The organism is Pseudescherichia sp. (assembly GCF_031998825.1).
Taxonomy (GTDB): Bacteria; Pseudomonadota; Gammaproteobacteria; order Enterobacterales; family Enterobacteriaceae; genus Pseudescherichia.
Genome location: NZ_DAMACX010000018.1, coordinates 69,261 through 80,631, shown reverse-complemented (window position 1 = coordinate 80,631; position 11,371 = coordinate 69,261). Strand labels below are relative to the sequence as shown.

General features: G+C 55.0%; 12 protein-coding genes and 1 tRNA gene. 6 read left to right on the top strand and 7 right to left on the bottom strand.

Annotated features, from left to right (window positions below):
- Positions 1 to 5: 5 nt before the first annotated feature.
- A complete protein-coding gene (locus RTP97_RS10630; protein WP_312413394.1) occupies positions 6 to 173 on the bottom strand; it encodes a hypothetical protein in 168 nt (55 codons plus the stop codon).
- A 484-nt stretch (positions 174 to 657) separates the two neighbouring features.
- On the bottom strand, positions 658 to 1,317 hold the full coding sequence (yccA, locus tag RTP97_RS10625; protein WP_312210487.1) for an FtsH protease modulator YccA: 660 nt from the start codon (positions 1,315 to 1,317) through the stop codon (positions 658 to 660).
- A 271-nt stretch (positions 1,318 to 1,588) separates the two neighbouring features.
- Here yccA and RTP97_RS10620 point away from each other — a divergent pair, with 271 nt between their 5' ends.
- The 4 genes from RTP97_RS10620 to RTP97_RS10605 all read left to right on the top strand — a co-directional run bounded on the left by RTP97_RS10620 (position 1,589) and on the right by RTP97_RS10605 (position 5,339).
- Positions 1,589 to 3,217, top strand: coding sequence for an ABC transporter substrate-binding protein (locus RTP97_RS10620; protein ID WP_312413392.1), 1,629 nt, complete (start codon positions 1,589 to 1,591; stop codon positions 3,215 to 3,217).
- A 131-nt stretch (positions 3,218 to 3,348) separates the two neighbouring features.
- Positions 3,349 to 3,436 (top strand) — tRNA-Ser (locus tag RTP97_RS10615).
- Between the two features lie 178 nt (positions 3,437 to 3,614).
- Positions 3,615 to 4,475, top strand: coding sequence for an aldo/keto reductase family oxidoreductase (locus RTP97_RS10610; protein WP_312413390.1), 861 nt, complete (start codon positions 3,615 to 3,617; stop codon positions 4,473 to 4,475).
- 24 nt (positions 4,476 to 4,499) lie between these two features.
- Positions 4,500 to 5,339: a DMT family transporter gene (locus RTP97_RS10605; RefSeq protein WP_312413388.1), complete on the top strand. Its 840-nt coding sequence runs from the start codon at positions 4,500 to 4,502 to the stop codon at positions 5,337 to 5,339.
- A gap of 12 nt (positions 5,340 to 5,351) precedes the next feature.
- On the opposite strand, the gene dsbG is transcribed toward RTP97_RS10605, so the two are convergent.
- Positions 5,352 to 6,101, bottom strand: coding sequence for a thiol:disulfide interchange protein DsbG (gene dsbG / locus RTP97_RS10600; RefSeq protein WP_312413403.1), 750 nt, complete (start codon positions 6,099 to 6,101; stop codon positions 5,352 to 5,354).
- Positions 6,102 to 6,497: 396 nt separating this feature from the next.
- Positions 6,498 to 6,953 (bottom strand): helix-turn-helix domain-containing protein, encoded by a 456-nt coding sequence (locus RTP97_RS10595; RefSeq protein WP_312413386.1) that lies wholly within the window; start codon positions 6,951 to 6,953, stop codon positions 6,498 to 6,500.
- Positions 6,954 to 7,137: 184 nt separating this feature from the next.
- On the opposite strand from RTP97_RS10595, the gene RTP97_RS10590 reads away from it, so the two are divergent.
- The gene (locus RTP97_RS10590; RefSeq protein WP_312413384.1) at positions 7,138 to 7,329 is read left to right on the top strand and encodes a hypothetical protein; all 192 of its coding nucleotides are present in this window, start codon (positions 7,138 to 7,140) and stop codon (positions 7,327 to 7,329) included.
- 211 nt (positions 7,330 to 7,540) lie between these two features.
- Entirely contained in the window at positions 7,541 to 7,855 is a 315-nt protein-coding gene (locus RTP97_RS10585; protein ID WP_312413400.1) for a hypothetical protein, read from the top strand.
- A 25-nt stretch (positions 7,856 to 7,880) separates the two neighbouring features.
- Here the strand turns inward: RTP97_RS10585 and RTP97_RS10580 are convergent, their stop codons facing one another.
- Genes RTP97_RS10580 through hpxO form a run of 3 tightly spaced genes read right to left on the bottom strand, consistent with a single transcriptional unit; the run spans position 7,881 to position 11,095 of the window.
- Positions 7,881 to 8,849 carry a PDR/VanB family oxidoreductase gene (locus tag RTP97_RS10580; RefSeq protein WP_312413382.1) on the bottom strand — a complete coding sequence of 323 codons (969 nt, stop codon included), beginning with the start codon at positions 8,847 to 8,849 and terminating at the stop codon, positions 7,881 to 7,883.
- Positions 8,850 to 8,864: 15 nt separating this feature from the next.
- Positions 8,865 to 9,902, bottom strand: a complete 1,038-nt coding sequence (gene hpxD / locus RTP97_RS10575; RefSeq protein WP_312413380.1) for a molybdenum cofactor-independent xanthine hydroxylase subunit HpxD — start codon at positions 9,900 to 9,902, stop codon at positions 8,865 to 8,867.
- 38 nt (positions 9,903 to 9,940) lie between these two features.
- Positions 9,941 to 11,095, bottom strand: coding sequence for an FAD-dependent urate hydroxylase HpxO (gene hpxO / locus RTP97_RS10570; RefSeq protein ID WP_312413378.1), 1,155 nt, complete (start codon positions 11,093 to 11,095; stop codon positions 9,941 to 9,943).
- Between the last annotated feature and the right edge of the window lie 276 nt (positions 11,096 to 11,371).

Below are 11,371 nucleotides of genomic sequence, written 5' to 3'. Positions count from 1 at the left end.
GGTCATCAGATAATCTCCAGTCGGTAGGTTTCAAGGTCGGTGGCATCCAGCAGGGAGTCGTCACCGTCTGTATCTTTTTCAGAAACAGACGGTGCGACATGCAGATGATGGGAGAAGCAGAATAGATAGCGGTTTGATATATTTTTCTGCTGTATGGGATAGGGAAAGGGCATATTCAGAATATCCTTTTGCTTAAACAGCAATAATCATCTAATAAAAATACGCCGCATAAAACATAAAGAATATAGACAGCAAGCAGGATAAATATAATCTTACATATTTTTTGGGTTTTTATTCACATGGTAAATAGCAGCGATAATCTATATTTATCGCATTTATTTAGTGGCGTCCCTTTTAATAAAGTGCTGTTTTATTTTGCAAGCTCATCTGAGGAGAAACAAAATAGCCGTGGTCGATGTTAGTGATGCAACATTGATAAGTGCTAGCATCAAGCAAAGGATTCTGTCGGTGTTTGTAAAAGAGTGCTGACGTAGCAAGGAAAAAATTCCGTCATATTTGACGAGCAGGTATTAAGATGATTTCATTGAAGTGATTGTATAAATGAGTAGATCATAAAACTCTATGCCATCTTTTTACCCGCTTATGTACTGGACATTGTCTAGCGCATAAGCGGGGCTTGAGGTGTTACCTGAGCGGTTAGTCCCGGCTGGAGAAGCCCAGGATGCTCAGCAGGCTGACAAAGATGTTGTACAGCGAGACGTAGAGGCTGACGGTGGCGCGAATGTAGTTGGTTTCGCCGCCGTGAATGATGTTGCTGGTCTCATAGAGGATTGCGCCAGTAGAGATCAGGATAAACACCGCGCTGATAGCCAGATGCAGAGCCGGCAGCTGCAGGAAGATGTTGGCTACCATGCCGAGCAGCACTACCACGATCCCCGCCATCAGCATACCGCCGAGGAAGGACATATCTTTGCGGGTGGTCAGCACGTAGGCCGAGCAGCAGAAGAAGGTCAGCGCGGTACCGCCCAGCGCCAGACCAATCAGATCGCCCATGCCCGCCGAGAGGTAAGCGTTAAGCATCGGCCCGAGGATGTAGCCCAGGAAGCCGGTAAAGGCGAACGCGGCCAGGATACCTGAGGGTTTGTCCGCCAGCTTATAGGTCAGAAACATTAAGCCGTACATGCCCACCAGGGTCAGGATCAGCCCCGGCGACGGTAGACCCAGCACCGTGCTGGCGGTCGCGGTGATCGCGGAGAACGCCAGGGTCAGGCTGAGCATAAAATAGGTGTTTCGCAGCACTTTATGCGTGCTGAGCAGCGATGTACGCCCGCGTGAAGCGCTAACAATACGATCCATGAGTCACTCTCTTATGACAGATGTAATTAAGGATGAAGGATAGGTAAACAGAGCGGCAGCTTAAAGCGGTTTTACCCATCTTTACCTGAACAACAATAACTTACCGACAGCATAGCCTGCTTTAAATTTCACTTTTGGTAGTACGATCGCATTTTTGCCTGCGCTAAACAGATCAACCTCTTATAGGTGCCTGAAAACTATTGCCTTCCTGCCGGGTGGGGGCTAAGAGTGTCAAGGATATCGTTAATCAGTACACTATAAGGCAAAGGATATGAAACCACAGACAGGTCACCGTTTTGCCCTCTCACTACTGGCAACGGCCACAATAAGCATAAGCACCGCTACGCTGGCGGCGCAGGTTCCGGCTGGCACTGTGCTGGCAGAGCAGCAAACGCTGGTCCGCAACAACGGCAGCGAGCCTGCCTCCCTCGATCCGCATAAGGTAGAAAGCAACGTCGAATTTGATATTATCAGCGACTTATTCGATGGGCTGGTGGCGATCAGAAAAGATGGCAGCGTGGAGCCTCGATTAGCAGAGAAGTGGGATAATCAGGACAACACCGTCTGGACCTTCCACCTGCGGCCGGGCATCACCTGGTCCGACGGCACAGCCATCACCGCTCAGGACGTGGTCTGGAGCTGGCAGCGTCTGGTGGATCCGGCTACCGGCTCCCCGTATGCCACCTATCCGGGCAATATGTACATCGTCAACGCAGCGGATATTGCGCAGGGCAAAAAGGCCCCGGATACGCTGGGCGTCAAGGCGCTGAACGACACCACGTTACAGGTCACGCTCAGCCAGCCCACGGCGTCGTTCCTGCCGATGCTGGCGCACCCGTCGCTGGTGCCGGTTGATAAGGTGCTGATTGGCCGTTTTGCCGAGAAGTGGACTAAGCCGGAGCACTTCGTCGGCAGCGGGCCGTACAAAATCACCGATTGGGTAGTGAACGAGAAGATTATCGCCGTGCGTAATCCCCGCTACTGGGATGATAAGCATACCGTCATCAACACCGTGACTTATCTACCTATTAGCGCCGAGACTGCCGACGTAAACCGCTACAAGGCGGGCGAAATCGATATGACCAACACCATTCCGGTAAACCAGTTTGCCCAGCTGAAAAAGACCCTCGGCGCAGAAGTGCATATCACGCCGCAGCTGGCGACCTACTACTATCAGTTTAATACCACGAAGCCGCCCTTTAACGACGCGCGGGTGCGTCGGGCGCTCAATATGGCGCTGGACAAAGATATCATTGCCGACAAGGTGATGGGGCAGGGGCAGCGCCCGGCGTGGGTCATCAGCCAGCCGGAGATTGGCGGCGTGACTATCGCCTCGCCGGATTACGCCTCCTGGCCGCGGGAGAAGCGCATTGCCGAGGCGAAAAAGCTGCTGGCGGAAGCCGGGTTCGACGCGGCGCACCCGCTGACCTTTAACCTGCTCTATAACACCATGGAGACCCACCAGCGCATCGCCATTGCCGCCAGCTCAATGTGGCAGAAGAATCTTGGCGTGACCGCGAAGCTGCAAAATCAGGAGTGGAAAACCATGCTTGATACTATGCACACCGGCAACTTCGACGCCGTACGCTATGCATGGATAGCAGACTACGACGATGCGGCGACCTTCCTGAATACGTTCCGCACCGGCGACAGCGAGAACACCTCTCTGTACAGCAACCCAGCCTATGATGAGCTTATGCACAGCGCGGCGAAGGCAAAGGACGCTAACGAACGCGGTAAGGACTATCAGCAGGCGGAAGCCATTCTGGCGCAGGACGTGCCGGCGATCCCGGTTTATCACTATGTCAGAGCGCGATTGGTGAAACCATGGGTAGGTGGGTTCGATCCCAGTAACCTCGGCTACGTCTATACAAAAGATCTCTACATCACCAAACACTGAGGATTGTGCTGATTAAATGGTCAACATGCTGTTCTTTCAGCCGATTAGCAGCATATTGCTTGTTTTTCAGGCAAACGGATAACGCAGGGGTTTACACGGCGCATCGAGGTGTTTATAGTGCGCCTCATTCCGGAAGTGTGGCCGAGCGGTTGAAGGCACCGGTCTTGAAAACCGGCGACCCGAAAGGGTTCCAGAGTTCGAATCTCTGCGCTTCCGCCAAATGCGGAATAGCCCTGCGATAGCAATATCGCAGGGCTTTTTTCTTTTGGGAATTTCACCCTCCATTAAGATCGCGCTAATGCGCTCCTCTCCCGCATACTGGTCCTCCTTGATTAGCCGGATAGTCGTACAGAACGTTCGGTTGTACAATCAATGCACACTCACACCGGAGATCACCATGTCAGAACCTATTATGAGTTACCGCCTCGGCGACCGGGAAGTAAACCGTTTAGGCTATGGTGCAATGCAGCTGGCAGGCCCAGGGGTTTTTGGGCCTGTTAAAGATGAAGCAAGGGCCATTCAGGTCCTGCGTGACGCCGTCGCTTCTGGCGTTAACCACATCGATACCAGCGATTTTTACGGTCCGCATGAAACCAACCGGCTGATTAAAAAAGCGCTACATCCTTATCCTGACGATCTCTGCATCGTGACTAAAGTTGGCGCGCGCCGCGATGAAAAAGGCGGATGGCTCCCGGCATTTAGTCCGGAAGAGCTGACGCGGGCGGTAGAAAGTAACTTACAAAACCTGGGGCTGGACGTTATACCCGTCGTCAATCTGCGCAGCATGTTTAATGTTCATCATCCAGAGGAAGGCTCGCTGGAGAGAGAGCTGGAAACGCTGATTAAACTCAAAGAGCGTGGATTGATCCAACATATTGGTCTTAGTCATGTCACCGCCAAACAGATCGCCGATGCACAACAAATGACGCCAATTGTGTGCGTTCAGAACATGTATAACCTTGCCAACCGGCAGGACGATGCGCTGGTCGATCAACTGGCCGCTCAGGGGATCGCATACGTACCGTTCTTCCCGCTCGGTGGTTTCTCGCCGTTACAGTCTGCACAACTCAATGACGTCGCCACCGAGTTACAGGCGACACCGATGCAGGTTGCGCTCGCCTGGTTACTAAAACGTTCGCCCAATATTCTGTTAATCCCCGGTACGTCGTCGCCGCAGCATTTGCAGGAGAATCTGACAAGCGTACAATTAACCCTGTCAGACGAGGTGATGGAAAAGCTGAACGGGGTGAGTGTCTAAGCAGTCGCTGGCGAAGGGTAACTGATGAAAAAATTTCTGCTTATCGCTTTTACCCTGATGGCCTTCGCCGCGAACTCTGTTCTGTGCCGCATTGCTTTGCGCGAAGGTCATGCCGATCCCGCAACGTTCAGCACGTTACGTCTGCTGGCAGGCGCGGTCGTGCTGCTTCTCCTCCAGTTGGCTTCACGTGGATGGGGTAGCATCCGCTGGAACGTGGTGAACGCGGGCCTGCTTACCGCCTATGTTTTCCTGTTCTCGCTCGCCTATCTTCATCTTGATACCGCCACCGGCGCGCTGCTGCTTTTTGGTGCCGTTCAGGTCTGCATGGTGCTGTGGGGAGCATTGCAAGGGGAAAAAACGGGTCCGCGTAAGATGTCCGGCATTGCTGTTGCCATTGCGGGCATAGTGATTTTGCTCTTGCCTGGCGCCAGCATGCCCTCTACTGTACCCGCGATGATGATGATCGCCTCTGGTCTGGCATGGGGTGCTTACTCAGTGAGAGGCAAGCGCGTATCTGACCCAGCCGGGGCCACCACCGGGAACTTTCTCCTGAGCGTGCCGATTATCGCCACGCTGTTTCTGCTCTCACCCAATCACGCCTTAGCAGACCAATGGGGCATTCTCCTTGCCCTCATCTCCGGCGGTATCACCTCTGGGCTGGCCTACGTTCTCTGGTATGTCATCGTTCGCAGCATCTCATCGGCAACGGCCAGCACCCTGCAACTGAGCGTACCCTGTCTGGCTGCGCTGGGAGGCTCGCTGTTTCTGGGGGAGATCCCCAGCATCCGGATGGTTATTGCCGCCGTGCTGGTGCTGGCCGGGATCCTGATTGTGATTAAGGCCGATCGTGCCGTGGCTCGATGATATTGATAAAGACTATTTAGAACCCAGCATCGCCTCGAGCTGTTTCTCATCAGGCATGCCAACGACCTGCTGCAGCTCGCGATTGTCATTCATGTAGTAAATTGCTGGCGTCGCCGCTGCGCCCATTTCATCCATCAGCTGCTGGTTATATTGCAGGATACCAAACGTCTCCTTTGAGGTGCCTGTGACGGAGGGGATTTTTTGCCCATTAGACAACTCGTATTCACGCCACGCTTTAGCTGCATCCTCTGCATTCAGTATTGCAGAGGCGTATGGTCCGCTCTTGGGGTTGATCACCGCTACCAGCAGCGTGTTTAACTCCACCTTCCCGGATGTGACCCACGGCTGCGCCGCTGCCCAAAACTGTTTGCAGTAAGGGCAGAACGGATCGGCAAACACGACAATTTGTCGTGGTGCGTTCGGGTTGCCCTCTTTGATACTCTGCGCGCTGGTGAGCTTTTCCCATAGCTGACGCCCTTGCGGGATATATAACTCCTGCTTAAAAAGTGCTTCGCTGAGGTTATCTCCTTTTTCGTCATACATGTAGCCGGAGATGGCGTGCTTACCGTCCGGCGTCAGCCAGACGTTGACGCCGACGCCCTGGTATTTGCCGATCCAGCTGCGTAAACCACCCTCGGATTTGACCTCTTTAATAATCTCAACGCCCTGTTTTTCGACCTGCTGTACTGCGGGCGGCAACGAATCGCTGGCAAAGGCCAGCAGTGGAAACGTGCTTAACAGTGCGAAACATCTAGGCAGCATCATCTATCTCCGTATCTCATAACCATTAGCAGGGATGTTAACACCGGAAACGAGTGCGCTGGTATATACTACAGGCCGATCGGCGGCGTTGGTCGTTGGTCTTTCCTCGCTTTGGGTTGGTCCCCAAAGCTATACCGGGAGGTTTGGTCACCGCCCGGGTAAAGAAACCCGCTTCGGTGGGTTTTTTTACGTCTCGTTGCTGCCCGTCTTTCCAGGCTGTCAGAACGTTTTTTCTGAACAACTGCCGCAGGGTAATGCAGGGTTGATAGATAAATATTAGCGAAAATAATAATAGCAATCAACGTAGATATATTAATTATAGTAATATAATGCGTACGGCATTGATAGATATGGAAAAATAAATCCCAACGCCGGAAGGGAGTCAGAGAAGAGAAGTTACTGTTTTCTGGTAGCCAGTAACTCTTTAAACAGCCTGTCGAAGCCGTCAACTTTCTCTTTCAAATCAGAAAGATGCCTCTCTTTTTCACTCTGCGGCAGCCTGTCATACAGGTTCACCAGCTCCGTATGTTCTGCTCCCAGCAGCGTCCAGCCAGGCCCGGTGCGATCCTCAACGTACGCACCGGATTTTCTGACGTAGTTCATTGCTTCAGCCAGATCGGGGCGAATCTCTTCCGGCTTAACCCCCAGCAACGCAGCAAACTTCAGCGTCGCATCGGTATTAAGCGGCGTCGTTCCGTTGAGATAGTGGCTTATCGACGCCTGCGTGCTAAAGCCAAGCGCCTCCGCAGCCCGCTCTTGCGTAAGGCGCAAAGTCACTTTCTTCTCGTCCCAAATGTCGCGGAGACGTTTAGCTGCGTCAGCTTCAGCTGCATCAAGGGTTTTCTTTCTCATGAGTGCATAGTATTCGCAAAATTAATGAAGTGCCAAGTTCAACCTTATTAGTTGATTATATTATTGTAATTAATATTATTGATGGCGTAAGCCATTCATGTGCCTCCATCTAAAATTTGCACTTATCGGGAGGTGAAGGTATAACTACTGTAGATTTATACAGTGATAGTGCCTGGAGGTGAGCATGCTCGATAAGACGGAGGCCCGAAGATATCTTCCTGAGGAAGGTCGCGTACTGTTCACCTGTAAAAACGGTAAGATCGCTTCAGCAAGGATCGTCTACGACGATGAGTATGTTGCTTCACTTAAGGTGTTGATCGACCTGGCAAGCAAGGCTGGCTATAGGGTGGTATTGGAAGACGATTCGAAGTTGTAACCCAGCGGCGGGCTTGAACACCCCGGCGCGCTGTTTCTGAGCAAATGCGGCGCTAATAAGGATAATTTATGGCGCGCTCACTATTTCCACGATGCCAGCCGTTAACCCTGGCATCTACAAAAATATCCCAAACGGTTACCCGGCTGGGGTTATTCCATATAAAAGCAACCGGCATAGATGAGCCGGAGATTAAATTTATACGGACATGGAAATACAGCTTATGAAACCTATAGAGGGTCACAACCTGCCTCACTGGTGGTTATCAATGCTCAGTGTTTTTGCGATTCTCACTTTGCACGATTATGTTTTTATTGTGCAGGCAGCAATTTCGGCCTGGTTCACAATTAAAACGTATTACGCGAAGCGGCGCGAAGAGCGTAATCGACTGGCAGAGGAACAGAAACGCACCCGGCTGTTGGAGGCCTATCTCAGTGAGATGGCGACCAAACCAGCCCATGAGCGACCGGCATCGGCCGAGGTGCTTGCCAAAGCGATGAAAAAGATAAATCGCGATCCGGGTGATTAAAAAGCGGTTGCCGGACACGCTTCCCCTACAGATCAATCACCACGTTCCCCGACTTGCTCCGGGAGCAGCAGAGCGCAATATGCTGGCTGGCGGCGGTTTTCTCCGCCTCAGACTGCACCGTATCACGGTGGTCGACAACGCCGTCGATCACCGGCGTCAGGCAGGCACCGCAGATCCCCATCTCGCAGGAGAGCGGAACAGCAATGCCGTTGTCCATCAATACCTGAGCAATGCTCTTGTTGGCTGGGACCGGCCAGCTTGCGCCCGATGACGCCAGGGTGACGGTAAAGGTCTCTGCCTCTGTAGTAGCCACAGGCATCACCAGCGGCTGAAAGGCCTCAGTATGGATCCGCGTCTCTGGCCAGCCCATGGCCGAGGCCGCCTCGCGTACCGCCGCCATAAACCCTGCTGGCCCGCAGGCATACAGCCGCGTGCTGCCGTCGGGCGCGCTGATCGCGTCGGCCAGGGTCAGACGCGGGCTTTCCCCATCATCCGAACGGTGGATAACGCAAACGCCATGGCTCAGCGGCTGCGTCAGTTCACGTATAAACGCTACCTCTGCACGGCTTTTCACATAGTAGTGCAGCTCAAACGGCCTGCCCGCCGCCTCCAGATGCAGCGCCATCGCATAGAGCGGCGTGATGCCAATCCCGGCCGCCAGCAGCAGCACCCGATCCGCCTCCTGCAACGCAAACAGGTTGCGCGGCGGGGAGATCAGCAGCCGTTGGCCCGGACGCAGAGTCTCATGGATATAGCGCGAGCCGCCCCGGGAGGCCTCCTCCCGCGCCACGCAGATCAGGTAGCTATCCGCTGCTGTGCAGGCTCCGGTCAGGGAGTACTGACGGATAATCCCGCAGGGCAAGTGCACGTCAATATGCGCCCCCGGCTGCCAGCCGGGCAGGGGCGCGCCATCCTCCGCCACCAGCCTGACCGCCAGGCTCCTCTTCCCCTGACGCCAGATCCCGTCGACAATTACTTCCAGCACGTTGCTCATCACGCTCTCCTCCCGTTACACCAGGAAAAACTCACCAAAACCCATCTTTTTCAATCCGCGTCGGTAGGCAATCGAGCTACGATCCGCAGGTATATGCGCCTCCAGGGTTAAATCCAGCGGCAGCCGCTCCGGGCGCTGGGTCTCCACCATCAGCCGATCCTCCTCAAACACGCGCAGGTTAAAGGCGTGGACCTCCTCAACCGGAATATGCAGGTCAAAATTCCGGGCGATAGGCGCAAACATGCGCGTTATCCGGGACGATACCGGCGAAGCGGCATTCATGATCGCTAAACGATCCTCGCCGGGAAAGTGGATCGTCAGCGTGGCGGTAAAGGGCAGATGCATCTCAAAACGGCGCAGCCACTGAAATCCCTCTGGGGCACGATCGCGGGCGCTGGGCGCGTAGTTGCTTACCGAACTCCAGTAATCCGCGACAAAGCCAAACGGCGTCTCCTGAGGGATGTAGTCCGGTACCAGCTGGTTATTAGGATCGGCAAAGGTATCGGTATGCACCCAGGCGAAGTGGGCCACGTCGAGAAAGCCCTCCACCTGGCGACCGGCAAAGCCGTTGACCTGAAAAGCAGGGCAGTTGATCTGCTGAAAGCCGTCGTCATCCCAGTGGGGCATGGTCGGCAGCGGCGTCGGGCTCTCCGGGTCGAAGTCGAGGCAGGTCCAGATCAACCCGAAGCGCTCCTCTACCGCATAGCTGGTGAGGTTAAGCTTCGCCGGCACTGCCTGGCCAGGGCTGGAGGGGATGCGGTTGCAGCGGCCATCCTCCCCGAAGCGCAGCCCGTGATAGGGACAAATAATTCCCTCCTCGTCATGAAAGCCGAGAGTCAGCGGCACGCCACGATGCGGGCAGACGTCGCGGGCAACTACCACCCGATCGTTGATACGATAGATCACCAGCTGCTCATCGAGTAGGGTGGCCTTTACCGGTGCAGGGCCGACGTCGCAGGCGCGGGCAACCGGATGCCAGCATTTAGCCAGGCGTAGCCAGTCCTCTGGCTCAAAGGTACAGTGGGCGGGTGGCGTTGGGCGTTCTCTTTTCATATTTTCTTCCTGCTCACAAAGGTTTTTTAAGCAGAGCACTAGCCTAACGGCCCGCCCTGAATGGTGTCGCACATACCGTTGATGATGCGCTCGCCGGTCTCCTCCTTCAGCTCGGCATACCATGCCCGGGTCAGCGCCATATCTTTGCCGTGGGTGATATCGCACCGCTTGCGGGCCTTCAGTACCAGGTCACGTACCCGATCGCAACGGCGCGCTTCGTACTGGCGCAGCGCAGTGGGAATATCCTGGGCTTCACGGAAAATCTCCCCCAGCACCACCGCATCCTCCATTGCCGCGCAGCCGCCCTGGCCGATATCCGGCGTGGTGCTGTGTCCGGCATCACCCAGCAGCGCCACCTTGCCGCGCACCAGCGTGTCGAACGGCTCGATATCATGGATCTCAATACGGTTGGTGGTGGCGGGATCGAGAGCAGCAATAAGCGCCTGCACCTGCGGCGCCCAGCCGGTAAAGTAGCGGGTCAGATCCGCGCGCAGGGTGCTGCGGTCTTCCGCCAGCCCGGCGGGCAGGGGAACATCAAAGAAGAAGTAGAAACGCCCGCCGGAGACCGGCATCAGCGAAACGCGTTTGCCTTCGCCAACGAAGGTGGTCCACTGGTCCGCCGGAGCAATGGTTTCATCGATCTCCACCAGCCCGTTCCAGTTGACGTAGCCTGCGTAGCGGCGCTCAGGGGTATAGCCCAGCACGTAAGGACGCAGCGCCGAGTGGCTGCCGTCGGCGGCAATGAGGACGTCACCGTGGGCCGTGGTGCCGTCGGTAAACCAGACGGTTACGCCCGCAGCGCTCTCTTCGGCACGAACGACCCGTTTGCCAAACTGCACGCTATCGCGCCCCCAGAAATCAAGCATCTCGCGCTGCAGCTCCGCCCGGGAGACGGGGCAGGGGCGACTGCCGGTACGTGCGATCAGCGGCGCAAGGCTAAACTGGGTCAGGGTCTCGCCCTGACGGTAATCTTTATAGGCCATAAAGCGCAGCGGGCCGCCCCAGGCCTCCATGATCTCGCCCATGCCAAGATGGTTCATACACTTCACGCCGTTGGGCCAGACGGAGATGGCTGCGCCGACCGGCTTGATCTCCGTCACCGCTTCAAACACCTCACAGATAATCCCGGCACGCTTCAGTGCCACGGCTGCGCTCAAGCCACCTATTCCTGCGCCGATCACTAATGCTTTCATTCTCACCTCCTTTTACAAGCGTGTTGTAAGCAGGAGCAATTTGCGTACCAGGTTGCGCAACCGCCTGAGACGGGCGTTTCGCGGGAGGGAAACGTCCCCTCTGCACGTTTATAGTGCGTTATTGCGCATGAGTTGCCTTTTCGTGAATCAAAAATTTCCAAATTATCCATCAGGAACCGTAAGTTTCATTGCGCAACGCCGGAACTGCGGGGGCTGGATGACTATGGCCTGCTTTGTGCATAGGAGAATGAACGCTTATTCACTATGGGATGGAAT